The organism is Streptomyces sp. NPDC025833, assembly GCF_055558055.1.
In genome coordinates, this window is sequence record NZ_JBVHNF010000012.1 from 213311 (window position 1) to 238663 (window position 25353).

Sequence of the window (25353 nt, forward strand, 5' to 3'; positions counted from 1 at the left end):
TCTTGCCGATGATTGCAAGACTCTTGCTGCAACCTTTCGTCGGGCGGTACGGTCGCGCGGGCGCCCGGCAGCGCAGCCGCGCCGAGGCGCAGGGGTCGGACCCGAAAGAGCCGTAATCGCAAGGAGTTACCGCCTGTGATACCGAGATGGCCGGCGCCCCGCACGCGCCGTACCGCACTCCCGAGAAGGGTCGCCGCGCTGACCGCGGCCGCCCTCGCCGCCGCCCTCGTGCAGCCCCTCGCGGCGCACGCCGCCGCCCCCGCCCCGCCCGCGCCCCCCTCCGACGCGGTCCTCGCGGCCCAGCCCGCCCGGCACGACGCCACCCGTGAGCAGTTCTACTTCGTCCTGCCGGACCGCTTCGCCGACGGGGACGCCGCCAACAACCGGGGCGGACTGACCGGCTCCCGCCTCAGCACCGGCTACGACCCCACCGACAAGGGCTTCTACCAGGGCGGCGACCTCAAGGGCCTGACCCGCGGGCTCGACTACATCAAGGGGCTCGGCACCACCGCCATCTGGCTGGCGCCGATCTTCAAGAACCGGCCCGTGCAGGGCACCGGCGGCAACGCCTCCGCGGGCTACCACGGTTACTGGATCACCGACTTCACCCAGGTCGACCCGCACTTCGGCACCAACGCGGACCTGCGGACCCTCATCTCCGGGGCCCACGCCAAGGGCATGAAGGTCTTCTTCGACGTCATCACCAACCACACCGCGGACGTCGTCGACTACCGGGAGAAGTCCTACGACTACCTCTCCAAGGGCGCCTTCCCGTACCTGACGCGGGACGGACGGCCCTTCGACGACGCCGACTACGCGTCCGGCGGCCGGAAGTTCCCCGCCGTCGACGCCGCCTCCTTCCCCCGCACCCCGCGCGCCACCGCGGGCACCAAGGTCCCCGCCTGGCTCAACGACCCGGCGATGTACCACAACCGGGGCGACTCGACCTACGCCGGCGAGTCCACGACCTACGGCGACTTCTCCGGCCTCGACGACCTGTGGACCGAGCGCCCCGAGGTCGTCCGCGGCATGGAGCGCATCTACCAGCGCTGGGTGCGGGACTTCGCCGTCGACGGCTTCCGGATCGACACCGTGAAGCACGTGAACACGGAGTTCTGGACGCAGTGGGCGACCGCGCTGGACAGGTACGCGGCCGCGCACGGACGGAAGAACTTCTTCATGTTCGGCGAGGTGTACTCCGCCGACACCTCCGTCACGTCCCCCTACGTCACCCAGGGCCGGCTCGACGCCACCCTCGACTTCCCCTTCCAGGACGCGGCCCGCGCCTACGCCTCCCAGGGCGGCAGCGCCCGGCGGCTCGCGGACGTCTTCGGTGACGACTACAAGTACACGACCGACAAGGCCAACGCCTACGAGCAGGTCACCTTCCTCGGCAACCACGACATGGGCCGCATCGGGTACTTCCTGAAACAGGACAACCCGCACGCGACCGACGCCGAACTGCTGCGCAAGGACCGGCTCGCCAACGAGCTGATGTTCCTCAGCCGCGGCAACCCGGTCGTCTACTACGGCGACGAGCAGGGCTTCACCGGCTCCGGCGGCGACAAGGACGCCCGCCAGACCATGTTCGCCTCCCGGGTCGCCGACTACCTCGACGACGACGAGATCGGCACCGGCCGCACCCACGCGAGCGCCGCGTACGACACGGGCGCGCCGCTCTACCGGCAGATCGCCGGCCTCGCGCGGCTCCGCCGGGCCGACCCCGCCCTGACGGACGGGGTGCAGACCGAGCGGTACGCGGCCGACGGCGCCGGCGTCTACGCCGTCACCCGCACCGACGCGAAGTCCGGCCAGGAGTACGTCGTCGCCTTCAACAACGCGGACGGGCCGAGGACCGCCACGTTCGCTACCGGGTCCGCGGACATGGCGTACCGCGGGATCCACGGCGCCTCGGGCACCCTCACCTCGGACGGGGAACGCCGGATCACCGTCACCGTCCCGGCCGGCTCCGCCGTCGTCTACAAGGCGGCCGCCGCCCTCGCGGTGCCCGCGGGCAAGCCCGCGATCACCCTCCGGGCCCCGGCCGCCGGGGCCACCGGGACCGTGGAACTCACCGCCGACGTCGCCGGCGACCGGCTCGACCGGGTCGTCTTCGCCGCCCAGGTCGGCAACGGCCGGTGGCGGACGCTGGGCTCCGCCGACCACGCCCCCTACAAGGTCACCCAGGCCATCGGCGAGGACGTCCCCGCGGGCACCGCCCTGCGCTACAAGGCCGTCGTGATCGACCCGGCCGGGCGCACCGCGAGCGCCACGGCCGGCGGCACCACCGGCACCCCGCCCGCCCCGGAGGTCCCCACGGCCTCCTCCCGGGACTACGCGATCGTCCACTACAAGCGCACCGACGGCGACTACGCCGACTGGAGCCTGTACGCCTGGGGCGACCTCGCCGACGGCGAGGCCACCCAGTGGCCCGCCGGCCACCCCTTCGTGGGCCGCGACTCCTACGGCGCGTTCGCCTACGTCAGGCTCAAGCCCGGCGCCTCCGAGGTCGGCTTCCTGGTCGTCGACAAGGACGGCGACAAGGACGTCTCCGCCGACCGGTCCATCGACGTCACCAGGACGGGTGAGGTCTGGATCGAGCAGGGCGAGGACGGCGTGCTCACCGAGAAGCCGGACCACCCGGGCCAGGACACGAGCAAGGCGGTCCTCCACTACCACCGCGCCGACGGGAACTACGACGGCTGGGGCCTGCACGTCTGGACCGGCGCCGCGCACCCCACCGACTGGTCGGACCCCCTGAAGCCGGTGAAGACTGACGCCTATGGCGCGGTCTTCGAGGTGCCGCTCACCGAGGGTGCCACCAGTCTCGGCTACATCGTCCACAAGGGCGACGACAAGGACCTGCCGACCGACCGGTCCCTGGACCTCAAGGCCGACGGACACGAGGTGTGGCTCTTGAACGGCCAGGAGAAGCACCTGCTGCCGCAGCCCGCGGGCAGCGCGGCCGCCCTCGACCCGACCACCTCCGAGGCGGTCTGGATCGACCGGGACACCGTCGCCTGGAACGGCGCCGACGGCGCCGCCTCCACCCAGCTCCTCTCTTCCCGCGACGGCTCCATCGCCGTCAAGGACGGGACGCTGACCAGCGACGACGAGCACTGGCTGCGCCTGACCAGGACGGCGCTCACCGACGCCCAGAAGGCGAAGTTCCCGCACCTGAAGGACTACACCGCCTGGTCCGTCGACCCGCGCGACCGCGGCCGGGTGCGCGCGGCGCTGCGAGGCCAGCTCGTGGCCTCCCAGCGCGCCGCGAACGGCGCCGTCCTGGCCGCGACCGGCGTGCAGATCGCCGGCGTGCTGGACGACCTGTACCCCGGCGCGACGAAGGCAGCCCTCGGACCGACCTTCCACGGCGGCAGGCCGACCCTCGCCGTCTGGGCGCCGACCGCGCAGAGCGTCCACCTCGAACTGGGCGGCTCCGCGGTGCCCATGCGCCGTGACGACACCACCGGCGTCTGGTCCGTCACCGGCCCGGCCTCCTGGAAGGGCAAGCCCTACCGGTACGTCGTGAAGGTCTGGGCGCCCAGCGTGCGCGAGGTGGTCACCAACGAGGTCACCGACCCCTACTCGGTCGCCCTGACCGCGAACTCGGCGCGCAGCCTCGTCGTCGACCTGAACGACAGGTCGCTCTCCCCGAACGGCTGGGCGGCGCTGCGCAAGCCCGAGGCCGTACCGCTGAAGGACGCGCAGATCCAGGAGCTGCACATCCGGGACTTCTCGGCCGCCGACCGGACCGTCCCGGCCCGGGACCGGGGCACCTACCTGGCCTTCACCGACAGCGACAGCGACGGCTCGAAGCACCTGCGGGCCCTGGCCGGGGCCGGCACCTCCTACGTCCACCTGCTGCCCGCCTTCGACATCGCCACCATCCCCGAGCGGAAGGCCGACCAGGCGACCACCGACTGCGACCTGGCCTCCTACCCGGCCGACTCCGACCGGCAGCAGGGCTGCGTCGCGCGGATCGCCGCCGAGGACGCCTACAACTGGGGCTACGACCCGTTCCACTACACGGTCCCCGAGGGGTCGTACGCCACCGACCCCGACGGCACGGCCCGCACGGTCGAGTTCCGCAGGATGGTCCAGGCGCTCAACCAGGACGGGCTGCGGGTCGTCATGGACGTCGTCTACAACCACACGGCCGCGAGCGGCCAGGCGGCCACCTCCGTCCTGGACCGGATCGTGCCCGGCTACTACCAGCGGCTCCTCGCCGACGGCTCGGTGGCCGACAGCACCTGCTGCGCCAACACCGCCACCGAGAACGCGATGATGGGCAAGCTGGTGGTGGACTCCGTCGTCACCTGGGCGAAGCAGTACAAGGTCGACGGGTTCCGCTTCGACCTCATGGGCCACCACCCCAAGGCCAACATCCTGGCCGTCCGCAAGGCCCTGGACGCGCTGACGCCCGCCGCGGACGGCGTCGACGGCAAGAAGATCATCCTGTACGGCGAGGGCTGGAACTTCGGCGAGGTCGCGGACGACGCCCGCTTCGTGCAGGCCACGCAGAAGAACATGGCCGGCACCCGGATCGCCACCTTCTCCGACCGCGCCCGGGACGCGGTGCGCGGCGGCGGCCCCTTCGACGAGGACCCCGGCGTCCAGGGCTTCGCGTCCGGCCTGTACACCGACCCCAACGGGTCGGCGGCGAACGGCACGCCCGAGGAGCAGAAGGCCCGGCTGCTGCACTACCAGGATCTGATCAAGGTCGGCCTGACCGGCAACCTGGCGAGGTTCCGCTTCACCGGCACCGACGGCCGGGAGGTGACCGGTGCCGGGGTCGACTACAACGGCTCGCCCGCCGGTTACGCGGACGCGCCCGGCGACGCGCTCGCCTACGTGGACGCCCACGACAACGAGACGCTGTTCGACGCCCTGGCCTTCAAGCTCCCGAAGGACACCTCCGCGTCCGACCGGGCCCGGATGCAGGTCCTGGCGATGGCCACGGCCGCCCTGTCGCAGGGGCCGGCCCTCTCCCAGGCGGGGACCGACCTGCTGCGCTCCAAGTCCCTCGACCGCAACTCCTTCGACAGCGGGGACTGGTTCAACGCCGTCCACTGGAACTGCGCCGACGGCAACGGGTTCGGCCGGGGGCTGCCCCCGGCCGCCGACAACCGGGCCAAGTGGGAGTACGCCCGGCCGCTGCTGGCCTCGGTCCGGGTCGGCTGCCCGCAGATCACCGGCGCCTCGGCCGCGTACCGGGACCTGCTGCGGATCCGCACGAGCGAGCCGGCGTTCTCGCTCGGCACGGCCGCCCGGGTGCAGCGGGAGCTGTCCTTCCCGCTCTCCGGCCGGGACGAGACGCCCGGTGTGATCACCATGCGGCTCGGCAACCTGGTGGTGGTCCTCAACGCCACCCCGCAGCGGCAGGAGCAGCGGATCGGGGACCTCGCCGGGACCGGCTACCGGCTGCACCCGGTGCAGGCCGCGGGCTCCGACCCGGTCGTGAAGGGCGCCGCCTACGCGGCCGGCTCGGGCACCTTCACCGTGCCCGCCCGGACCGTGGCGGTCTTCACCCGGGCGAAGAACTAGGGTGAGGCCGTTGCCGTAGAACAGGAGCACCCATGCCGCAGATCACCGTCGACTACTCCGACACCATGGAGAACGCCTTCGACCGCGCCGGCTTCGCACGGGCGCTGCACGAGGCGACCGTGGAGATCGCGGCAGCGAAGCCGGGGGCGTGCAAGACGCTCTTCCGGCCGAGCGGGTGCACGGCGTTCGGTTACGAGGACCCCGGGGCGCGCGGGCACGCCGTCGTGCACGTGACGATCGGGCTCCTCGCCGGCCGCAGCGAGGAGACGAAGGCGAGGCTCACGGAAGCGGTCCTGGAATCGCTCCGCGGGCACGTGGCGGACACGGCGTTCGCCGTGCACGCCTCCGCCGAGATCCGCGACCTGGACCCGTCCTACCGGAAGTACGACCGCTCCTAGAGAGCGAGGGCGGTGAGCCGGCCGAGCAGGTCCGCGAAGGGGCCGTCGGCCGGCTCGTCCGCGGCCATGGTGCGCAGCAGCGCGGCCATGCCCGCGTCGTGGGCGGCGCTCACGGCGGCCAGCGCGGCGAAGTCGTGCACGAGCTGGACCTCCAGCTCGGCGCGCGGGATGCGCCGACCGTCCAGCCAGATCAGCGCCGTGGCCTCGACGAGCGAGATCCACGAGCGGACCACCAGCTCCAGCCGCGGCGACGCCTCGGCCACCCCGAGGTGCGCGAGCACCTGCTCGTAGGCGGCCTGCCGGACGGAGTCGATGAGCGCCTGGGTGGCCGAGACGCGGTCCCTGGCGCCGGTCCCGTCCGCCGGCACGGCCGGGCCGCCGCGCATCAGTGCCGAGAAACCGGGGCCGTGGTCGTCCACGAAGTCGAAGAAGCGGCGCATGACGCGCAGCAGCCGGCCGCCGAGCGGGCCCTCGTGCGGCTCGGTGAACCGGCTCGCGAGATCCTCCGCCGCGCGCTTCAACGCGGCCTCGTACAGGCTGTGTTTGCCCGGGAAGTAGTGGTAGACGAGCGGCCGGGAGATGCCCGCGGCGGTCGCTATCTCGTCGATGGAGACCTCGTCGGGCGAGCGTCGGCTGAACAGGTCGAGGGCGACACCGATCAGCTGCTGCCGTCGCTCCTCGACGTTCATCCTGCGGCGAACCCCGGTACTCATGCGAACACCTTACCGATCGCATTCGGCCGCCCGTGTTCACATGTCGAGCACCAGACGTCCACCCCGGGCCCGGGACACGCAGATCAGCATGGAGTCGTGCCGCTCCGCGTCCGTCAGCAGCTCGTCCCGGTGCTCGATCCCGCCCTCCAGCACCCGCTGCCGGCAGGTCCCGCAGAACCCCTGCTCGCAGGAGTAGGCGACGTCCGGCAGCTCCCCGCGTACGGCGGCCAGGACGCTGGAGCCGGCCGGGACGGTCAGCGTGCGCCCGCTGCGGCGCAGTTCCAGCTCGAACCCGGTGTCGCCGCCGGCGCCCGGGCGCGGCGCGAACCGCTCCAGGTGCAGCGCGGCCCCCTCGGGCAGTGCCGCCTCCACCGCCTCCGCCAGCCCCTGCGGCCCGCAGCAGTACACCGCCGTCCCCTCGGCCGTGTCCGCGAACAGGGCGGCCAGGTCCGGCCGTCCGTCCTCGTCCTCGGCCACCACGGTCAGCCGGTCCCCGGCGAGTGCGCGCACCTCCCGCAGGAACGGCATCGAGGCCCGGGTCCGCCCGCCGTACAGCAGCCGCCAGTCGGCGCCCGCCGGCAGGGCCCGCAGCATCGGCAGGATCGGGGTGATGCCGATGCCGCCGGCCACGAACACGTACGCGGGCGCGTCCGCCAGCGGGAACCGGTTCCGCGGGCCGCGCACCTCCAGTTCCATGCCCTCGGCGAGCTGCTCGTGCACCTCGCGGGAGCCGCCCCGGCCGTCCGCCACGAGCCGGGCGGCGACCGTGTAGGCGGACGCGTCCCCGGGGTCGCCGCACAGGGAGTACTGCCGCACCAGTCCCGACGGCAGCACCAGGTCGAGATGGGCGCCCGGCTCCCAGCGCGGCAGCCCGGCCCCCTCCAGGCGCAGCCGTACGACCCCGTCGGCGATCGTCTCGTGCGCGGTGAGCAGCAGCTTCAGCGACCGTGAGCGCGGCCGGCCGGAGACCGGCGGGTCCAGGGCGGGCAGCGGCCACAGCGGGGAGCGGGTGACCCGGCGGCGCAGGGCCCGGCGGGTGAGCAGGGCGGCGCCCGTGACGAGGGCGGCGGCGCGCAGCCCGGGCATCAGGCGGCCGCCCGCTTCTCGGCCGCGAGCGCGGCGGGGGAGCCGGCCAGGTAGGCGACGGCCTGGGCGGTGGAGCAGTCCCGGGACGGGTGGTAGGAGCGCCCCAGGTAGCGCGGGATGGACCTGAGCATGTCCCCGGTGGCGGGCAGCATGCCCTGCCGGCCGCGCCGGTGGAAGTCCAGGAAGGACGCCTTGGCGCCGGTGAGCGTCGGGTCGTTCGCCAGGAAGAAGCGGATCCCGCGCTGCCACAGGAACACCAGGGCCGAGAAGGCCGTCGCCCAGGTTCGCGCCCGGCGCCGGTAGCCGCCGTCGAGGTGCTGGAACAGGTCGAAGGCCACCGAGCGGTGCTCGACCTCCTCGGCGCCGTGCCAGCGCAGCAGGTCCAGCATGGTCGGGTCGGCGCCGCGCCGGTCCAGCTCGGCCGCGTTGAGCACCCAGTCGCCGAGGAACGCGGTGTAGTGCTCGATGGCGGCGATGAGGGCCACGCGCTCCAGCAGCCACCAGTGGCGGGCCCGGCCCGGCGGCAGGGTGCGGTCGCCGAGCAGCTTCTCGAAGAGCCAGTCGACCTGCGCGGTGTACGGCGTCGGGTCGAGCCCCTGCTCGCGCAGGTGCGGCAGCACCTCGTCGTGCGCCTGGGAGTGCATGGCCTCCTGGCCGATGAACCCGAGGACGTCCTCGCGGAGCCGGTCGTCCCGGATGAGCGGCAGCGCCTGCTTGTACACGTGCACGAACCAGCGCTCACCGGCCGGCAGCAGCAGGTGCAGCACGTTGATGGTGTGCGTGGTGAACGGGTCGCCGGGCACCCAGTGCAGCGGCGTGTCCTCCCACGAGAAGGACACGTTGCGGGCCTTGAGCGCGACGCGCTCGGACGCCACCGGCCGGGGCTGCTTGTGAGACATGGCGTCAATGTACTGGCGGGTAGGGCGCCTGAGAACCCCCGGGCCGCAGCTTGTTTACGCGAGTGTCAACAAGCGTCACCGCAGCCCGCCGGTCCTCCGCCCGTCCGTCAGGGTGCCCGCCAGGTCGGCCCGCGCCCCCTGCTCGGCCCGGGCCGCCAGCAGCGGCCCCCGCCCGGTCGCGGTGACCCCGCCGGTCGCCCGGATCGACGCGGTGTCGGCGCTGCCCGCCGCCAGCAGGTACCAGTCGCCGGCCGCCGACTTCCACAGCACCCCGGCCAGGACGTGCGGGTCGCGCGCCCCGCAGGCCGGCACGTCCGTGGCCCGGGCGACGGCCGTGCCGGACGGCCCACCGGGCGTCTTGAACTGGGCCAGGGTGACCGTGCCGGAGCCGCGCCAGGTCTCCGCCCGGGTGCACACCCAGGTACCGGACCCGCTGCCGTCGGGCAGCGGCTGCTCGGCGTAGGTCCAGGCGTTGACGCCGCGGACGCCGGCCGAGCGGTCGGCCGCCAGGGAGCAGGCGAACGGCGCCCAGGCGCGCAGCCCCTCGCCGCCGGACGCCTCCCGGGGCGAGCCGGGGCGGCCGGCCGTGAGGTGGGCGGGGACCAGCTCGCCGAGGTCGGTGACGAGCCGGGTGCCGGAGGCGTCGGTCAGCTCGAGCGCGTTCCAGGAGGTGCAGGCGCCCGGCCGCATGGCGGAGCTGGCCAGCGGCGCGGTGACACCGTCGGCGAGGGCGAGCGGGGCCGGCGCCGCGTCCGGCTTCACCAGGTCCCGCTGGGCCGCCCGGGTCACCCACGGGGCCAGCAGGTAGCGGACGTTGCCGTCGGAGCGGCCCAGCACCAGGGCGCCCGCACCGGCGTCCGCGGCGCCGTCGGCCCGGGCGAAGTCCAGGGCCGCCCCCTGCGCGCCGTCCTTCGGCTCCGCGTACCGGACGACGCGCAGGCCGTCGTGGAGGATCACCACACGGGCGGCGTCCACCGGGCCCGCGTAGAGCAGTTGGGGCGGGCCGGCCGGGCCGCCCGTCTGGGTGCCGGGGGTCGCCGAGACGCGGACCCGCTCCCCGGGGCGGGCCCAGACGGCCAGGGCGCGGCGCAGCAGGGCGTCGTCGCCGGTGAGCGGGCCGCGCGCGGGCCACACGGAGAAGTCGGTGCGGGCCGAGGTCCGCCAGGCGCCGGGGGCGGTCCGGGTCAGCCTGCCGGGGTCCAGGGCGGCCTCGGCGGCCGGGTTCCCGGCGCTGACGGGCGCGGCGGCGCCGTCGGGGCCCCAGCCGCCGCCCGGCAGGGCGACCAGCGCGCCGCCCACCGCGAGCGCGGCGGCCGCGGCGAGGGCGGCCCTGGTGCGCCGGCGGCGGCGCGTCAGATCGGTGGGCCGGGCCTGGAGCGAGCACGGGTCGAACTCGGGCGAGTCGAGCAGCCCCGGCTGCGCGGGCACGCTGTCCGCCGAGGCCAGCGCGGAGCGCGGATCGGCCGCCCCGGCGGCGCGGAGCAGCGCGCGGACGTCTCCGTCGGGCAGCCGCTCCAGGTCGCGCAGGACGTAGGCGGCGCGGGCCGGGCCGGACAGGGCGGACAGCCGCTGGTCCAGGGCGAGTTCGTCGGCGCCGCCCGAGCGCGGGAACAGCCGCAGGCCCCACACCCGGGGGAGCGGGGCCAGACGGCGCGGGCCCCCGCGGCCGCGGGCCGCCGCCAGGGCCGCGCGCAGGACGCGCTCGCGCAGGTACGCGTACCCGGGGTCGGCGTCCCGGCCGGTGGACTGGGCCGGGATCGCGGCCGCCCGCCCGCTCCCCCGGGGCAGGGCGCGCTGGACGAGGGCGTGTGCGGTCAGCACCCGGCGGCCGCGGTCGGGACCCGGCGGCAGCACCAGGTAGGCGAGCCGGACCAGCCGCGGGTAGTGCTCGACGAGCGCGGCCTCGGCCCGCTCGACGTCGACGGGGCCGGGGCCGGGGCCGGGCGCGTGACGCGGGGCTGCATCCTGTGACTGCACGTCAACGAGAACGAGCCGGACGGTGGTTGGTCACCGCGGCCCCGCCCGCGGACACCGGCCCCGGGAGCGGGCACGGGAGGTACCGGAGAGGAGCGGGAACCGGCGGGCCGGTGGCTCAGCGGCCGTGGTCGAGGTGGGCGAGCACCGCCAGCACGCGCCGGTTGTCGTCGTCCGACACCTCGAGACCCAGCTTGGCGAAGATGTTGGAGGTGTGCTTGGCGATCGCCCGTTCCGTCACCACCAGTTGGGCCGCGATGGCCGCGTTGGACCGGCCCTGCGCCATCAGCTCCAGCACCTCCCGCTCGCGCGGCGTGAGGTGCCCGTACGGCGGGTCGCCCGCGGACCGGCGGGACAGCAACTGCCGGATCACCTGCGGGTCCATCGCCGTACCGCCCGCCGCCACCCGCCGTACGGCGTCGGTGAACTGCTCCGCGTCGAACACCCGGTCCTTCAGCAGGTAGCCGATCCCGCCGTCGCCGTCGGCGAGCAGCTCGCGCGCGTACAACTGCTCCACGTGCTGGGACAGGACCAGCACCGGCAGCCCGGGCCGGGCCCGGCGGGCGGCGAGCGCGCACTGCAGTCCCTCGTCGGTGTGCGTGGGCGGCAGGCGCACGTCCACCACGGCGACGTCGGGCTCCAGCTCGGCCAGCGCACGGGTGAGTTCGGGACCGGACTCGACGGCCGCCGCGATCTCGAAGCCGAACGCCTCCAGCATCCGCACCAGCCCGTCGCGCAGCAGGAACAGGTCTTCGGCTAGGACAACACGCACGGGATCTCCATGGTCACCATGGTGGGGCCGCCGACGGGGCTGCTGACGGCCAGGACGCCGTCGAATGTACCGAGCCGGCGTTCGATCCCGGCCAGGCCCGAACCGGGCACCGGCACCGCGCCGCCCCGCCCGTTGTCGGTGACGTCGATCCGCAGCCGGCCCTCGCCGTGGCGCAGGCCGATCCGGACCCGGTCGGCGCCGGAGTGCTTGGCGGCGTTGGTCAGCACCTCGGCGACGGCGAAGTAGGCGGCCGACTCGACGGGCGCGTCCGCGCGGCCGGGCAGCTCCACGGTCACCTCCGCGGGCAGGGGCAGCCGCAGCGCCAGCGCCCGTACGGCGTCGCCGAGCCCGCGTTCGGCGAGGACCGGCGGATGGATGCCGCGCACCAGGTCGCGCAGTTCCTCCAGGGCCTGTGCGGAGTTCCGGCGGGCCTGGGCGACCAGCTTCCTCGCCTGCGCCGGGTCGCGTTCGATCAGCACCTCGACGGTGCCGAGGTCCATGCCCATCGCGACCAGCCGGGCCTGCGCGCCGTCGTGCAGGTCCCGCTCGATGCGGCGCAGTTCGGCGGCCGAGACGTCCACCGCGTCCCGCCGGGTCTCGGTCAGCACCCGGACGCGTTCGGCGAGTTCGGCGCCGCCGCCCAGCACCGCCCGCACGAGCCGGAAGTGCGCGCTCAGCAGGAGCGGGGCGAAACGCGTGGCGATGACGAGGACCGCGGCGCCGAGCAGCGCGGCGGCGAAGGCCGTGGCCTGGCCGGTGACCGGCACGAACGCGTACCAGACGACATCGCCCGGACCGCGCACGTACGCCCGCCACAGCCCGGCCGCGAGCAGGAACCCCTCGGCCGGGAAGAACAGCAGCGCGGCCGGGGCCAGCGCGGTGACGAAACCCGCGGTCATGTCCACCGGCAGCCAGAGCGCGTCCCGCCGCACCTGCGGGTCCCGCAGCAGGGCGGCGGTGCGCGTCCAGGGGCGGGCGTCCCGCGGCACCGGCCGGTACGCGGCCGGGATCCGGATGCCGCACCACTCGGCCGCGAGCCGCCTGCGGGCGTCCGCCAGCGCGCGCACGCCGGCCAGCAGCGCCGGGGTGGTGACGAGGCCGACGCCGAGCGGCACGAGCGCGAGGGAGACGAGGGTGAGGGCGAGGAAGGCGACACCGCAGGGCAGCACCGCGAGGGCCAGCACCAGCCCCCGCACGCCGGCCAGCACCACCGCCCTGGTCCGGGCGCGTGGGCCGACGTTGTCCGGGTCCGTGTTCATGGCGCCAGTCTGGTGGACGGCCGCGGCCGCGTCAGTGGTCCGGAGCCGCCTCTTCGGGGGTGGTGCCGGGTACACCCCCGGCCGCGGCCAGCACCCGGGCCTCCACCTCCGGGTCGAGGCCTGCGGCCGTCCGGTCCGGCCGCAGCGGCGCCGCACCGCCGATCCCGGTCAGCCACCGCCAGGTGTCCGCGACGGTCTCGCCTGCCGGCCGGCACACCAGCCCCGTCGCGAGCGCCCGGGACACGTCCGCGCGGTGCACCGCGTCGTACATCTCGCCGTCCGGCGGCACCCACACCGGCAGTTGGGTCCACGGCTCGATCCCGGCGCCCAGGATCACCTCCGGGTCCGTCCAGCGCAGCTCCGCGTCCGCGCCGGTGACCCGCACGCACGCCCGGAGCAGCTCGCCCATGGTGGTGTGGCCGGGCGGGCTCACCAGGTTGTACGGCCCGCCCAGACCGCGCTCCACCGCGCCGATCAGCCAGTCGGCGAGGTCGCGCGCGTCGATGTACTGGACCGGCAGCCCGCTCGGGCCGGGGGCCAGGACCGGGCCGCCGCGGGCGATCCGGGTCAGCCACCAGGGCAGCCGGCCGACGTTCTCGTACGGGCCGAGGACGAGGCCGGCCCGGACCAGCAGCGAGCGCGCCGCGCCGAACGCGCCGACGGCGGCCAGTTCGCCGCCGCGCTTGTCGCGCGCGTAGCCCCGCGCCCCGGCGTCGGCGGCGCCGTCGACCAGCGGGGCGTCCTCGGTGGCCCCGGGCGGCCACGGCCAGGCGTACACCGACCGGCTGGAGACGTACGCGTACCGTCCGGCCCGGCCGGCCAGCAGCCGGGCCGCCTCGTCCACGGCGCGCGGGGCGGCCGACCACGTGTCGGCCACCGCGCCCCACTCGCCGCCGTCCGCCGCGAGCGCGGCGAGCCCGCCGGGCGCGGTGCGGTCGCCGTGCAGCGCCCGCACCCCGGGCGGCGGCCGGTGCCGCCCCCGGTGGAAGACGGTCACCTCCCAGCCGCGCCCGAGGGCCGCCTCCACGACGGCCCGCCCCACGAACTCCGTACCGCCCAGCACGAGAAGCCTCATGCCGGTGATCCTGCCCGTCCGGGCCCGCGGCGGAGGGACACTCTGCCGCGGGCAGAGCGGTCAGCGGCCGGTCGGCGGGGTGTACTTGTAGCCGACCCGGCGCACGGTCTGGATCGCCTGGCGGTGCTGGGCGCCCAGCTTGCGGCGCAGCCGGGCGATGTGCACGTCGACGGTGCGGCCGTCGCCGACGTGGCCGTAGCCCCACACCGTGGTGACGAGCTGGTCGCGGGTGTGCACCCGGTGCGGGTGCGCCACCAGATGGGCGAGCAGCTCGAACTCCAGGTAGGTGAGGTCGAGTTCGCGGCCGTCGACGCCGGCGGTGCGCTGCACGGGGTCGATCCGCACCAGCGGGTCGGTGCCCGGGCCCGCCGGTGTCTCCGGCCGGTCCGGGACCGCGACCGGCAGGAACGGGGGCCGCTGGTCGGCCGGGACCAGCACCAGGTAGCCGACCATCGGCGGCCGGCCCGGCAGGACGGGCAGGGTGTGCTGGGGCGCGGGCAGCCAGGTGGCGCCCGGCGGCAGGAGGTCCCGGACGTCCTGCCCGGGGTCCTCGGCGGCGGCCGGGCCGGTGCGGCCCCAGTCCTCGTCCCGGTCGACGGCGCGCAGCCGGTGCCGGGTGCCGTTCGGGGCGGGGGCGGGGAGGGTGGCGGTGGAGAGGGGACGGGAAGTCGCCATGAGAGGTCAGCTCTTTCGCGCGAGGAGATCGTCGGTCGGGAGCGACGGCCGCGATTCGTGGTCGGGCGCGCCGGGGACGTACGTCGTTTCGCGCTGGCCGGAGGCCGGGGTGAACGGCTCTAGAAGGCCCGCGCGCTGATCGCGCGGCAACACACACGGTCGAAGTCGTGGTGCTGACGGGAAGGCCAGAACGGCTCGAGGTCGTCGCGACCCGTCGCGGTGATCTGCTGGAAGCCGGCCATGGGCCCATTGAAGCAGAGGCGCGCGCCGGGCAGGAGACTCCTCTCACTGCTTGGACGGGGGCTTGGCCGGAAACCGGTACCGTGTCCACCCCGTGCACCGCCTTACCGCCCTGGTCAGGGAGTTGAGCGGGCTTCGGCGTGGCCGGAATGCCGTCTCGGTATCCGGACAGTCGCGCCCGGCCGGCGGGCGGCCGGGCGGTGCCGCGGGCCCCGGCGGCGCCCCCGGAAACGCCGGAGGGGCGCCCGTGTACGCCGGAGGGGCGCCCGCCGTCGCACGGCGGGCGCCCCTCTCACGGTGGCGGACGGATCAGACCTGGCCGGCCTTCTCCAGCGCGGCGCAGCAAGTCTCCACCAGCAGGCGGGTCACCACGTACGGGTCGACGTTGGCGTTCGGGCGGCGGTCCTCGATGTAGCCCTTGCCGTCCTTCTCGACCTGCCACGGGATGCGCACCGAGGCGCCGCGGTCGGAGACGCCGTACGAGTACTCGTCCCACGGGGCGGTCTCGTGCAGGCCCGTCAGGCGCTCGTCGATGCCGGCGCCGTAGTGCTTGACGTGGTCCAGCGGCTTCGAGCCCTCGCCGAGCGACTCGCACGCGGTGATGATCGCGTCGTAGCCCTCGCGCATGGCCCGGGTGGAGAAGTTGGTGTGCGCGCCCGCGCCGTTCCAGTCGCCCTTGACCGGCTTCGGGTCCAGGGTCGCGGAGACGCCGAAGTCCTCGGCGGTGCGGTACAGCAGCCAACGGGCCACCCAGAGCTGGTCGGAGACCTCCAGCGGGGACAGCGGGCCGACCTGGAACTCCCACTGGCCCGGCATGACCTCGGCGTTGATGCCGGAGATGCCGAGACCGGCCTTCAGGCAGTTGTCGAGGTGGGCCTCGACGACGTCACGGCCGAAGATCTCGTCGGCGCCGACACCGCAGTAGTAGCCGCCCTGCGGGGCCGGGAAGCCGTTCTCGGGGAAGCCGAGCGGACGGGAGCCGTCGAAGAACGTGTACTCCTGCTCGATGCCGAAGATCGGCTCCTGGGCGGCGAACCGCCCGGCGGCCTCGGCCAGCGCGGCACGGGTGTTGGACCGGTGCGGGTCCATGCCGGTGTCCAGGACCTCGCACAGCACGAGGATGTCGTCGCCGCCGCGGATCGGGTCCGGGCAGGTGAAGACCGGCTTGAGCACGAGGTCCGAGGAGCGGCCCTCGGCCTGGTTCGTGGAGGAGCCGTCGAAACCCCAGGCCGGAAGCGTGTCGAGACCGCCGAACGCACCCGTGACGATCTTCGTCTTGGAACGGAGCTTCGCCGTCGGTGCGGTGCCGTCGATCCAGATGTACTCGGCCTTGAAGGTCACGGGGCCACTTCCTTCGGGGGTGGGTCGGGTGCGCTTGCGGGTGCTGCGGCGCTGCGGCACCGGCGCGCCGCTCGATCTGTCCCGCAGCCTGTCAACAGGCCGTTTCCCGCCCGTTGCCCGTATGTGAACCCCGTGTTACCCGGGCTTTCCGTGCCGCACCTCACACGGACCGGGAGCCGGACCGGGCGGCGGCACCCGGGCCCGAACCCAGGTCCGCACAGGCGTGGTCGACGGTGCCTCAGCCCCTGCCGTGCCCGAGGGCCTCGCGCACGGCCTCCTCGCCGCGCGCCACCAGGGCCGTCCCGTCGTCCGCCGTGATGATCGGGCGCTGGATCAGCCGGGGGTGCTCGGCGAGCGCGGTGATCCACCGGTCACGGGCCCGCTCGTCCCGCGGCCAGTCCTTCAGGCCCAGTTCCCGGGCGTCCGCCTCCTGGGTGCGGGTGATGTCCCACGGCTCCAGGCCCAGCCGGCCGAGCACCTCCCTGATCTCGTCCGCGCTCGGCACGTCCTCCAGGTAGCGCCGGACGGTGTACTCGGCGCCCTCGGCGTCGAGCAGGCTGATCGCGCTGCGGCACTTCGAGCAGGCCGGATTGATCCAGATCTCCATGCGGGACACGGTACTCGGCATCCCCTCTGTTCGATTTTCCGCCACCTCGGCAGCCCCATCCTCACCGGCCGTGACGGAGCGCCAAATCCTTATCTCACCTGGGAGTTCGTCACTGTCCGGGGACCCCCGTTTGTCAGTGCCCGCCGGTAGAATGGAAGCAGTGTTCGAGGATGGGCGCCGGGTCTCGCGGCGCTCGTCCTGACCGCGACAGGAGGATGCCCGTGCCCGCTGCCGTCCTGAAGCCGAAGCCTTCGCCGACCCAGTCCACCGCCAAGCGTTCCGTGCTGTTCGACTCGCCCTACGAGCCCGTGGCGAAGAGGCCGCTGCCGGCCGGACGGCCGCGTGAGTGGTACGTCTCGCACAACCGGCGCCTGAAGGCCATGCGCCTCGCCATCGCCCTGCTCGACTCCGGGGTGTACCTGCCGAACCAGGCCCGGAACGAGACGATCCGCGGCACGGCCGAGCGGATCGGGATGCGGCCCCCGTCCGACACCACGTGCCACATGGTGCGGGCGCTGCTGCGCTACTCGCGCTGAGCGGCGGACCGCCGGGCGCCCCGCCGTCCGGGCGGGGCGCCCGGCACCGTCGTGCCGCGGGTGCCCGTGCCGGTGCGGTCATGCCACGGGCACCGGCGCCCACGGTCCGTCCCGGTGCCGGCCGCGGGCGCGGGGCTGCCCGGGGGCGCCGCGGGCATGGGCCGGCCGGGGCCGCCGTTCGGTCACGCCGCCGCCCCGCCCGTTCACTTCACGCGTCTGCCCCCGGGTCTGCGCCCGTACGGCCGCCGGTGCCGCCGGTGGCCGGTGTCCCCGCCGGGGCCGGCCCGTCCAGCAGTGCCGTCACGAACGCCCGCCGGTCCTCGGGGTGGTCGCGGAACCACAGGCCGAGGAAGTGGTCCGCCGCCGGGAGCCCGAAGCGGGTGAACCGGGCCCGGGCCGACAGCGCCTCCTGCACGGCCCCGGTCACCTCCGGCGGGATGACCCGGTCCGTGCCCGGTACCGCCAGCACCGCCCGGCCCCCGTACGACCGGAGCGCCGCCAGGGCGGGGGAGCCCCGCCAGCTGTCCGGGGTGCGGATCAGCTCCGAGAAGCGGCCGTCGCCGTTGCCGAACGGGACCTCCCAGGCCTCGGCCGCGTAGACGGCGGGCGCGCCCAGACCGACCGCCGCCACCCGGCGCCCGTAGTGCCGGACGAGGTCCGCCACCGTCTGCCCGCTCATGCTGAACCCGACCAGGACCAGCGGCTCGTCCGCCGGGACGTGCGCGTCCAGCACCGCCACCGCCTGCTCGTACCGCCGGCGCAGGCTCAGCTCCGCGAGCGCGCCCGTGCTGTCGCCGTGCCCGGAGAAGTCGAACGCCAGCGCCCGGCAGCCCTGGCCCGCGAAGTCGGCGAGGAACGGCAGGAGCCGCTCCTTGCTGCCGTTGCCCGCGCCGTGCAGCAGCACCGCCGTGGCCCGGCCGGGCGGGCCGGCACTCGCGCCGCTGAGCAGCTCGCCGTCGTACGCGTGAGCGAAACCGGTGAGTTCGTCCATGCGGGTCATTCACTCACGGCCGCCCCGGGCCGGGAACCCGCCCGCACCGGCCTCCCCGGTCGTCACAGGCCGGGGGCGCCCCACACCGGGAACCAGCGGCTCAGGTCCTGCTCGATCCGCAGGTCGTCGCCGAGCGCCGCCCTCAGCTGGAGCTCCAGCGGGGTGTCCCGGCGCTCGGCGGCACCCGGCAGCGGGGCGAACGGGTAGAACGTGCCGCGCTTGTAGAGGTACACGAGCGCCAGCTTCCGGCCGGTGCCGTCCGTGAACGCGGCCAGGGAGCACAGCAGCTGCGGTCCGAAGCCGTTGACCTCCAGCGAGCTGTTCACCGCGTGCAGATCGTTGACGAGCTGCGGAAGCTGGTCGGGGGAGCGCCGGGACACCAGCCAGGTGTAGCCGTAGCCGTCCCGGCGCAGCTCCACCGGCGGGCCGGTGCGGTCGGTGTCCGCGTCCAGCAGCGCCTGCACCTCGCGGTGGGTCTGCTCGAACGCCGGCCCCTCCACGGTGGCGAAGCACACCGCACCGTCACCGGTCGGCGTGAAGCCGGCCGCCGCCTCCAGCGTCACCGCCGCCGACGGCAGCGCGAACAGCCGGTCGAGGTCGGGCGTGACCGGCTTGGTGCGGCCCAGCAGGATGTCCAGCAGCCCCACCGGTCACCCCGCCTTTCCGGGCGCGGCGGCCTCGCCCAGCTCCGCCGAGATCCGGCCGAGCTGCTCCAGCCGCTGCTCCAGGCTCGGGTGGGTGGAGAAGAACCGCTCGATGCCGGGCTCCCGGCCGGTCGCCGGGGTGAAGTAGAACGCGTTGAACGCCTGCGCCGTCCGCAGGTCCTTGGTCGGGATCCGGGCGATCTCCCCGGAGACCTTGGTGAGCGCCGCCGCCAGCGCCGAGGGGCGGCCGGTCAGGTGGGCCGCCGCGCGGTCGGCCGCCAGCTCCCGGTACCGGGACAGCGCCCGGATCAGCAGGAAGCTGAGCGCGTACACGGCCACCGAGACACCCAGGACGGCGGCGAAGACGGCGGCGGTGTTCTGGTCCCGGCGGCCCCCGCCGAGCACCTGCGAGTAGAAGGCGAACCGCACGACCAGCCCGGCGATCACCCCGAGGAAGGACGCCACGGTGATCACGGCGACGTCCTTGTGCGCCACGTGCGACAGCTCGTGCGCGAGCACGCCCTCCAGCTCCGCCGGCTCCAGCCGCCGCAGCAGGCCGGTGGTCACGCAGACCACGGCGTGGTCGGGGTTGCGCCCGGTCGCGAACGCGTTCGGCATGTCCAACGTGGACACGGCGACCACCGGCTTGGGCATGTCGGCGATCGCGCACAGCCGGTCCACGACCGCGTGCAGCCCGGGATACTCCTCGCGCTCCACCACCCGGCCGTGCATCGCGAACATGGCGATCCGGTCGGAGAACCAGAACTGCGCCACGAACATCGCCCCGATCAGGACGACGACCAGCAGCCACGACTTCAGCAGCACGATCAGGGCGGCGACGAACCCCACGTACAGCAGCCCGAGCAGGAAGAGCGTGAGACCCATCCGCACGGTCAGCCGCCGATCGCTCCGGAACCGGCTCCGCATCTCGCATCACCCCGCAGTCAGGCACTCGTCCCGCTGTCCAGTGTGCACCTGCCGATTCCCATGGGGCGGTGCCGAACGGCCCCAGGCCAGGCAAAAGGTCCCCGGGCGTGACCGGCGGACCGCCGCCGGCCGGCCCGGCGCGCCCCGCCCGGGGGACGGGGCGACTCCTAGTAGGGGGACCGGAGCTGCGCGTAGCCCAGCAGGACGATCACCACGGCCACGCAGCCCAGCACCACGGCAGTCGACACCCACGACGAGCGGCGCGGGGCGGTGTACTCGGGGTCGGCGCGGAAGGGGGCCGGGTCGGGCGGGTTGTCCCGCCAGCGGGCGGCGAGCATCCGGGCCCGGGCGGAGGGCTCCTTGTGCTCGGCCGCGTTCACCCACGTGTGATCGAACTCGTGCTCGTAGTCGTCCTGTTCCGCCATCCCCGTTCATCCTTCTCTCGTCCGACGAAGTCCGGAGGGATGATCCCCCGACAATAGGAAGTCTGGGAAGCGGGAAAGGTTGCGGGGGTACCGAAACCGGCCGGGCGGTCAGCCGGAGCGGCGGAACCGGCCCCGGTACTCCGTGGGCGTCGTGCCGAGCTTGCGGCGGAAGGCCCGGATGAGGGTGTCGGAGGTGCCGAAGCCGCACGCGGTCGCCACCCGCTCCAGGGTGTCGTCCGAGGTCTCCAGCCGGTTGCGGGCCACCTCGACGCGGGCCGCCTCGATGTAGGCGGCCGGGGTCATGCCGAGTTCCGTCTTGAAGATCCGGGTGAGCTGGCGCTCGCTGACGTGGACGTGCCCGGCCAGGTCGGCCACGGTCAGCGGCTCGCCGATGCGCTCGGTGACGAAGTGGCGCAGCTCGGCCATGCGCCGGGTGGTGGACACGGGCTCCACGGGCACGCTGAACTGGCTCTGCCCGCTCGGCCGCTTCAGGTACATGACCAACTGGCGGGCGACCCGCAGGGCGATCGCCTCGCCGTAGTCCTCGGCGACGAGGGCGAGGGACAGGTCCAGGCAGGCGGTGATGCCCGCGCCGGTCCACACCTCGCCGTCCCGGATGAAGATCGGGTCGGCGTCCACCTCCACCTCGGGGTGGTCGGCGGCGAGCTGCTGCGCGGTCGACCAGTGGGTGGTGGCCCGCCTGCCGTCCAGCAGCCCGGCGGCGGCGAGCAGGTGGGCGCCCACGCAGACGGAGGTGACGCGCCGGGTCCGGTCGGCGAGCTGCCGCACCCGGGCGACGACGGCCGGATCGGTCAGGGCGTGCACCCGGCTCTCCTCGTCGACCTCCACCGAGCCGGGCACCAGCAGGGTGTCGATCGCCCTCAGGGACGCCTCGTCGAAGGTGAGGTCGGGCAGCACGCGGACCCCGGCGGCGGTGGTGACCGGGTCCATGGTCTCGGCGGCCAGGGCGACCTCGTACCCGGTGTCCTCCCCGGTCTCCCGCCGGAGCAGGGCGAACACCTCAGGCGGCCCGGTGACGTCCAGCAGGTCGACGCCGTCGAACAGCATCACGACGATGAAGCGGCGGACCCCGCCCATGTGCTTTCCCCCCCGTCCGGCACGGAGCCGGCGCCCCGCACACATCCGGACCCGCAAGCTACACGAGCCCCCACCACCCGGGCCGCCCCACCGGCCGTCCGGGACCCCGCGACGGGCCGAGGCCCCGCCACTCCCGAGGGAGCGGCGGGGCCTCGGCGGCACGCGGGGGCGTCCGTCACACGTCGAAGTACAGCTCGAACTCGTGCGGGTGCGGGCGGAGCTGGAGGGGGGCGATCTCGTTGGTGCGCTTGAAGTCGATCCACGTCTCGATCAGGTCGGTCGTGAACACGTCGCCCTGGAGGAGGAACTCGTGGTCGGCCTCCAGCGCGTCCAGGACGGCGCCGAGCGAGGTCGGGACCTGGGCCACGCCGGCGTGCTCCTCGGGAGCCAGCTCGTAGAGGTCCTTGTCGATCGGCTCGGCCGGCTCGATCTTGTTCTTGATGCCGTCCAGACCCGCCAGGAGCAGGGCGGAGAAGGCCAGGTACGGGTTGCCGGAGGAGTCCGGGGCGCGGAACTCGACGCGCTTGGCCTTCGGGTTCGAGCCGGTGATCGGGATGCGCATCGCGGCCGAGCGGTTGCGCTGCGAGTACACCAGGTTGATCGGCGCCTCGAAGCCCGGCACCAGGCGGTGGTACGAGTTCACCGTCGGGTTGGTGAAGGCCAGCAGCGACGGGGCGTGCTTGAGGATGCCGCCGATGTAGTAGCGGGCGGTGTCCGACAGGCCCGCGTAACCGGCCTCGTCGTAGAACAGCGGGTCGCCGTTGGTCCACAGCGACTGGTGCACGTGCATGCCCGAGCCGTTGTCACCGAAGATCGGCTTCGGCATGAAGGTCGCGGTCTTGCCGTTGCGCCAGGCCACGTTCTTCACGATGTACTTGAAGAGCTGGAGGTCGTCGGCGGCGGCGAGCAGGGTGTTGAACTTGTAGTTGATCTCCGCCTGCCCGGCGGTGCCCACCTCGTGGTGCTGGCGCTCGACCTTCAGGCCCTGCCGGTCCAGCTCCAGGGAGATCTCGGCGCGCAGGTCGGCGAAGTGGTCGACCGGCGGCACCGGGAAGTAGCCGCCCTTGTAGCGGACCTTGTACCCGCGGTTGTTCTCCACGGCGCCGGTGTTCCAGGCGCCCGCCTCGGAGTCGATGTGGTAGAAGGACTCGTTCGCGCCGGTCGAGAAGCGGACCGAGTCGAAGACGTAGAACTCGGCCTCGGGACCGAAGTAGGCGGTGTCGGCGATGCCGGTCGACGCCAGGTACGCCTCGGCCTTCTTCGCCACGTTGCGCGGGTCGCGCGAGTACTGCTCACCCGTGATCGGGTCGTGGATGAAGAAGTTGATGTTGAGCGTCTTGTCCCGGCGGAACGGGTCGATGCGCGCGGTGGACAGGTCGGGGCGCAGGGCCATGTCCGACTCGTGGATGGCCTGGAAACCGCGGATCGACGACCCGTCGAAGGCCTGCTCGTCGTCGGGGTCGAACGCCTCGGCGGGCAACGTGAAGTGCTGCATGACGCCCGGCAGGTCGCAGAAGCGGACGTCGACGAACTTGACGTCCTCGTCCGCGATGTACTTCTTGGCGTCGTCGGCGTTCTGGAACATCCAGCTCCTCCTACTCCCGACCGTCCGCGCCGGGGTGGTAGATCGTTCGTGCGGCCAGTGCGGGGGCACACGCTGGTCCGACCCTAGGTACGGGTGATTTCCCGGGCGTGACCCATTTGTTTCGCAGAAGTTAACCGGTCACCCGTCCACCGTAGCCCGGACGCCCCCCTGCGCGTAGTGCCCGAAACCGGGCGCAGTACCGTGGACGGGTGGACAACAGGCAGGCAATCGGATCGTGGCTCTCCGGACCGCGCGCGGCCATGGAGGAGGCGGGCGCCGACTTCGGCTACCGGGGCGAGCAGCTCGGTCTCCCGCAGGAGGGGCCCCACTCGATCGCCGGGCCCGGACGGCGGCTCGGCGCGCTCGCCGTGGACTGGGCGCTGTGCGTGCTGATCGCCCTCGGCCTGATCACGCACGGCTACAGCCCGGCCACGAGCAACTGGGCGCTGGGCATCTTCTTCCTGCTGAGCGCCCTGACCGTCGGCACGATCGGCTTCACCCCCGGTAAGCGCCTCCTCGGCATCCGGGTGGTGGCCCTGGAGACCGGCACCGTCAGCCCCGGGCGCGCCCTGCTGCGCACCGTCCTGCTGTGCCTCGCGATCCCCGCGCTGGTCTGGGACCGCGACGGCCGCGGGCTGCACGACCGGCTCGCGAAGACGGTCGAGGTCCGCATCTGACGGGCGGACCGCCCGCCGCAGGCCCCGAAGGGCCCCCCGCACCGGCCGGTGCGGGGGGCCCTCGCCGTGTCCGCGCCGCCGCTCAGCTCCGGCGCAGCACCGCCGCCAGCACCTCGCGCAGCCGGGTCTCGGGGTCCGCTGCCGCCCCGGCGGAGCGCCAGGCCACGAACCCGTCCGGCCGTACCAGCACCGCCCCGTCGGCCGTCGTGCCGTGCGCCGCCGCCCAGTCGCCGCCCGCGGGCCCGTCCCCGTCGTAGGTGAGGCAGGCGTCCGCTGCCGTGCCGATCCGGTACGCCTCCAGCGGCACCCCCTCCGTCTCCGCGACCCGCCGGGCTGCCGCGTGCCAGGCCCCGCCCGCGGCCGTACCCGCGTCGCAGAGCAGCACCGGTGCCCGCTCGTAGAGGTCGATCGTGGAGAACCGTTCGCCCGCCCGGCGCAGCCACAGGTGCGGGGCCCGGGTGCCCGGCTCCCCGGTCAGCCGCACGTCGTCGGGTACGACCGGCCGGGCCGGGTCGGCGTCCAGGACGGCGCCTTCCGGATAGCGGTAGCCGAGGACGACCGGGAGGATGCCGCTGCGCGGCCCGCCCCCGACGCCCGGGGTCGGGGCGAAGCCGGGGTGGCTGTGCTCCACGGAGCGGGCCGAGGCGCGGGCGCTGGTGGCCAGGGCGACGGGCCGGCGCTCGGTGTCGTAGGTCTCCAGCAGGCCGGGGCCGGCCCAGCCGTCGAGGACGGCGGCCAGTTTCCAGGCCAGGTTGTGCGCGTCCTGGATGCCGGTGTTGGAGCCGAAGGCCCCGGTCGGGGACATCTCGTGGGCGGAGTCGCCGGCGAGCAGCACCCGGCCGGCCGTGTACCGCTCGGCGACGCGCTCCGCGGCGCGCCACGACGCCTTGCCGGTGATCTCGACGTCGAGGTCGGGGACGCCGACCGCCAGCCGGATGTGCCGCTGGAGCCGTTCCTCGGTGAAGTCCTCCAGCCGCTCGCCGTGTTCGGGGTGCCAGGGGGCGTGGAAGACCCAGTGCTCCTTGTTGTCGACGGGCAGCAGGGCGCCGTCCGCGTCGGGGTCGGTGAGGTAGCAGCAGATGAAGTGCCGGTCGCGGACGGTCTCGGCGAGCAGCTTGGAGCGGAAGGTGACGCTCACGTTGGCGAAGAGGTCGCCGGGGCCGCTCTGCCCGATGCCGAGCCGGCGCCGGACGGGGCTGCGCGGGCCGTCGCAGGCGACCAGGTAGTCCGCCCGGACGGTGTACAGCTCGTCGCCGTCCCGGTCCCGGACGAACGCCGTCACTCCTTCGGGGTCCTGTGCGAAGGACTCCAGCTCGTGGAAGTAGCGCAGGTCGCCGCCGAGCGCGCGGGCCCCCTTCAGAAGCACCGGCTCCAGGTCGTTCTGGCTGCACAGGCACCATCCCGTGGGGCTGAACCTGGCGAGCCCGCCGCCCGGGTCGATGTGCCGGAACAGCCATTCGCCGGCGTCCCCGGCCAGGGTGGGCGTCTGGAGGATGCCGTGGTTGCCGGCGAGCAGCGAGGCCGCCGCCTTGATGTCCGGTTCGAGGCCGGCCACCCGGAACAGCTCCATCGTGCGCAGGTTGTTGCCTCGGCCACGCGGGTGGATCGAGGTACCCGAGTGCCGCTCGACGAGCATGTGCGGTACGCCGAGACGGCCCAGGAACAGGGAGAGGGACAGGCCCACCAGGGAACCGCCCACGACGAGGACGGGTACCTGGTGGTCGGCTTTCTGCTGCATCAGGGCTCCAGGGACAGGGGTGGGGATGCGGGGGCGCATTGCTGTTTGTGTGCCCTCTGGGACGCCTTTCGCGTGCGCAATCACCCACGTGGTTCACGCGAGTCGCGCGCACCGGGGGAAGAGGCACAGGATCAAGAAGCGCTGAC

General features: G+C 74.1%; 22 protein-coding genes. 4 read left to right on the plus strand and 18 right to left on the minus strand.

Going from position 1 to position 25353, the window contains the following annotated elements; genetic code table 11:
- Positions 1–135: 135 nt before the first annotated feature.
- Together pulA and ACZ4K2_RS22880 are read left to right on the plus strand one after the other, a co-directional pair.
- Positions 136–5547 carry a pullulanase-type alpha-1,6-glucosidase gene (gene pulA / locus ACZ4K2_RS22875; protein WP_467469173.1) on the plus strand — a complete coding sequence of 1804 codons (5412 nt, stop codon included), beginning with the start codon at positions 136–138 and terminating at the stop codon, positions 5545–5547.
- A gap of 32 nt (positions 5548–5579) precedes the next feature.
- On the plus strand, positions 5580–5945 hold the full coding sequence (locus tag ACZ4K2_RS22880; RefSeq protein WP_467469175.1) for a 5-carboxymethyl-2-hydroxymuconate Delta-isomerase: 366 nt from the start codon (positions 5580–5582) through the stop codon (positions 5943–5945).
- Here ACZ4K2_RS22880 and ACZ4K2_RS22885 read toward each other — a convergent pair.
- The 11 genes from ACZ4K2_RS22885 to ACZ4K2_RS22935 all read right to left on the minus strand — a co-directional run bounded on the left by ACZ4K2_RS22885 (position 5942) and on the right by ACZ4K2_RS22935 (position 16586).
- Complete coding sequence (locus ACZ4K2_RS22885) at positions 5942–6658, minus strand: TetR/AcrR family transcriptional regulator (RefSeq protein ID WP_467469176.1); 717 nt, start codon at positions 6656–6658, stop codon at positions 5942–5944. The two genes, ACZ4K2_RS22880 and ACZ4K2_RS22885, sit on opposite strands and share 4 nt — an antisense overlap.
- 36 nt (positions 6659–6694) lie before the next feature.
- A complete protein-coding gene (locus ACZ4K2_RS22890) occupies positions 6695–7744 on the minus strand; it encodes a PDR/VanB family oxidoreductase (RefSeq protein ID WP_467469178.1) in 1050 nt (349 codons plus the stop codon).
- Entirely contained in the window at positions 7744–8643 is a 900-nt protein-coding gene (locus tag ACZ4K2_RS22895; RefSeq protein ID WP_467469180.1) for a metal-dependent hydrolase, read from the minus strand. The genes ACZ4K2_RS22890 and ACZ4K2_RS22895 overlap by 1 nt, the downstream gene beginning before the upstream one ends.
- A gap of 75 nt (positions 8644–8718) precedes the next feature.
- Positions 8719–10620, minus strand: a complete 1902-nt coding sequence (locus tag ACZ4K2_RS22900) for a hypothetical protein (RefSeq protein ID WP_467469181.1) — start codon at positions 10618–10620, stop codon at positions 8719–8721.
- Positions 10621–10735: 115 nt separating this feature from the next.
- Positions 10736–11389, minus strand: a complete 654-nt coding sequence (locus tag ACZ4K2_RS22905; protein ID WP_467469183.1) for a LuxR C-terminal-related transcriptional regulator — start codon at positions 11387–11389, stop codon at positions 10736–10738.
- Complete coding sequence (locus ACZ4K2_RS22910) at positions 11374–12648, minus strand: sensor histidine kinase (RefSeq protein ID WP_467469185.1); 1275 nt, start codon at positions 12646–12648, stop codon at positions 11374–11376. The genes ACZ4K2_RS22905 and ACZ4K2_RS22910 overlap by 16 nt, the downstream gene beginning before the upstream one ends.
- A gap of 31 nt (positions 12649–12679) precedes the next feature.
- Positions 12680–13723, minus strand: coding sequence for an NAD-dependent epimerase/dehydratase family protein (locus tag ACZ4K2_RS22915; protein ID WP_467469187.1), 1044 nt, complete (start codon positions 13721–13723; stop codon positions 12680–12682).
- 60 nt (positions 13724–13783) lie between these two features.
- Positions 13784–14398 carry a winged helix-turn-helix domain-containing protein gene (locus ACZ4K2_RS22920; protein ID WP_467469189.1) on the minus strand — a complete coding sequence of 205 codons (615 nt, stop codon included), beginning with the start codon at positions 14396–14398 and terminating at the stop codon, positions 13784–13786.
- Positions 14399–14517: 119 nt separating this feature from the next.
- Positions 14518–14640 (minus strand): hypothetical protein, encoded by a 123-nt coding sequence (locus ACZ4K2_RS22925; protein ID WP_467469191.1) that lies wholly within the window; start codon positions 14638–14640, stop codon positions 14518–14520.
- Positions 14641–14947: 307 nt separating this feature from the next.
- On the minus strand, positions 14948–15979 hold the full coding sequence (glnII, locus tag ACZ4K2_RS22930; RefSeq protein WP_467469193.1) for a glutamine synthetase: 1032 nt from the start codon (positions 15977–15979) through the stop codon (positions 14948–14950).
- 238 nt (positions 15980–16217) lie between these two features.
- The gene (locus tag ACZ4K2_RS22935; RefSeq protein WP_467469195.1) at positions 16218–16586 is read right to left on the minus strand and encodes an arsenate reductase family protein; all 369 of its coding nucleotides are present in this window, start codon (positions 16584–16586) and stop codon (positions 16218–16220) included.
- Positions 16587–16807: 221 nt separating this feature from the next.
- On the opposite strand from ACZ4K2_RS22935, the gene ACZ4K2_RS22940 reads away from it, so the two are divergent.
- Positions 16808–17122, plus strand: a complete 315-nt coding sequence (locus ACZ4K2_RS22940; RefSeq protein ID WP_467469197.1) for a hypothetical protein — start codon at positions 16808–16810, stop codon at positions 17120–17122.
- Between the two features lie 208 nt (positions 17123–17330).
- On the opposite strand, the gene ACZ4K2_RS22945 is transcribed toward ACZ4K2_RS22940, so the two are convergent.
- The 6 genes from ACZ4K2_RS22945 to glnA all read right to left on the minus strand — a co-directional run bounded on the left by ACZ4K2_RS22945 (position 17331) and on the right by glnA (position 22792).
- On the minus strand, positions 17331–18113 hold the full coding sequence (locus ACZ4K2_RS22945; RefSeq protein WP_467469199.1) for an alpha/beta hydrolase: 783 nt from the start codon (positions 18111–18113) through the stop codon (positions 17331–17333).
- A gap of 62 nt (positions 18114–18175) precedes the next feature.
- Positions 18176–18760: a PspA-associated protein PspAB gene (pspAB, locus tag ACZ4K2_RS22950; RefSeq protein WP_467469201.1), complete on the minus strand. Its 585-nt coding sequence runs from the start codon at positions 18758–18760 to the stop codon at positions 18176–18178.
- 3 nt (positions 18761–18763) lie between these two features.
- Positions 18764–19684, minus strand: coding sequence for a zinc metalloprotease HtpX (gene htpX, locus ACZ4K2_RS22955; RefSeq protein WP_467469202.1), 921 nt, complete (start codon positions 19682–19684; stop codon positions 18764–18766).
- A 167-nt stretch (positions 19685–19851) separates the two neighbouring features.
- Positions 19852–20109, minus strand: coding sequence for an SCO2583/SCO2584 N-terminal domain-containing protein (locus tag ACZ4K2_RS22960; protein WP_467469204.1), 258 nt, complete (start codon positions 20107–20109; stop codon positions 19852–19854).
- 108 nt (positions 20110–20217) lie between these two features.
- Positions 20218–21207 carry a GlxA family transcriptional regulator gene (locus ACZ4K2_RS22965; RefSeq protein WP_467469206.1) on the minus strand — a complete coding sequence of 330 codons (990 nt, stop codon included), beginning with the start codon at positions 21205–21207 and terminating at the stop codon, positions 20218–20220.
- 175 nt (positions 21208–21382) lie between these two features.
- Complete coding sequence (glnA, locus tag ACZ4K2_RS22970; RefSeq protein ID WP_467469208.1) at positions 21383–22792, minus strand: type I glutamate--ammonia ligase; 1410 nt, start codon at positions 22790–22792, stop codon at positions 21383–21385.
- Between the two features lie 209 nt (positions 22793–23001).
- On the opposite strand from glnA, the gene ACZ4K2_RS22975 reads away from it, so the two are divergent.
- A complete protein-coding gene (locus tag ACZ4K2_RS22975; RefSeq protein ID WP_467469209.1) occupies positions 23002–23469 on the plus strand; it encodes an RDD family protein in 468 nt (155 codons plus the stop codon).
- An 82-nt stretch (positions 23470–23551) separates the two neighbouring features.
- Here ACZ4K2_RS22975 and ACZ4K2_RS22980 read toward each other — a convergent pair whose 3' ends face one another.
- Positions 23552–25207 carry an FAD-dependent oxidoreductase gene (locus ACZ4K2_RS22980; RefSeq protein WP_467469211.1) on the minus strand — a complete coding sequence of 552 codons (1656 nt, stop codon included), beginning with the start codon at positions 25205–25207 and terminating at the stop codon, positions 23552–23554.
- Positions 25208–25353: the final 146 nt, after the last annotated feature.

Excerpts from the sequence above, each read along its gene's own strand:
- ACZ4K2_RS22880 (WP_467469175.1), top strand. The coding sequence starts at position 5,580 with ATGCCGCAGATCACCGTCGACTACTCCGACACCATGGAGAACGCCTTC.
- ACZ4K2_RS22885 (WP_467469176.1), bottom strand. The coding sequence starts at position 6,658 with ATGAGTACCGGGGTTCGCCGCAGGATGAACGTCGAGGAGCGACGGCAG.
- ACZ4K2_RS22890 (WP_467469178.1), bottom strand. The coding sequence starts at position 7,744 with ATGCCCGGGCTGCGCGCCGCCGCCCTCGTCACGGGCGCCGCCCTGCTC.
- ACZ4K2_RS22895 (WP_467469180.1), bottom strand. The coding sequence starts at position 8,643 with ATGTCTCACAAGCAGCCCCGGCCGGTGGCGTCCGAGCGCGTCGCGCTC.
- ACZ4K2_RS22910 (WP_467469185.1), bottom strand. The coding sequence starts at position 12,648 with ATGAACACGGACCCGGACAACGTCGGCCCACGCGCCCGGACCAGGGCG.
- ACZ4K2_RS22915 (WP_467469187.1), bottom strand. The coding sequence starts at position 13,723 with ATGAGGCTTCTCGTGCTGGGCGGTACGGAGTTCGTGGGGCGGGCCGTC.
- ACZ4K2_RS22920 (WP_467469189.1), bottom strand. The coding sequence starts at position 14,398 with ATGGCGACTTCCCGTCCCCTCTCCACCGCCACCCTCCCCGCCCCCGCC.
- ACZ4K2_RS22925 (WP_467469191.1), bottom strand. The coding sequence starts at position 14,640 with ATGGCCGGCTTCCAGCAGATCACCGCGACGGGTCGCGACGACCTCGAG.
- ACZ4K2_RS22935 (WP_467469195.1), bottom strand. The coding sequence starts at position 16,586 with ATGGAGATCTGGATCAATCCGGCCTGCTCGAAGTGCCGCAGCGCGATC.
- ACZ4K2_RS22945 (WP_467469199.1), bottom strand. The coding sequence starts at position 18,113 with ATGGACGAACTCACCGGTTTCGCTCACGCGTACGACGGCGAGCTGCTC.
- htpX (WP_467469202.1), bottom strand. The coding sequence starts at position 19,684 with ATGCGGAGCCGGTTCCGGAGCGATCGGCGGCTGACCGTGCGGATGGGT.
- ACZ4K2_RS22960 (WP_467469204.1), bottom strand. The coding sequence starts at position 20,109 with ATGGCGGAACAGGACGACTACGAGCACGAGTTCGATCACACGTGGGTG.
- ACZ4K2_RS22965 (WP_467469206.1), bottom strand. The coding sequence starts at position 21,207 with ATGGGCGGGGTCCGCCGCTTCATCGTCGTGATGCTGTTCGACGGCGTC.
- glnA (WP_467469208.1), bottom strand. The coding sequence starts at position 22,792 with ATGTTCCAGAACGCCGACGACGCCAAGAAGTACATCGCGGACGAGGAC.
- ACZ4K2_RS22980 (WP_467469211.1), bottom strand. The coding sequence starts at position 25,207 with ATGCAGCAGAAAGCCGACCACCAGGTACCCGTCCTCGTCGTGGGCGGT.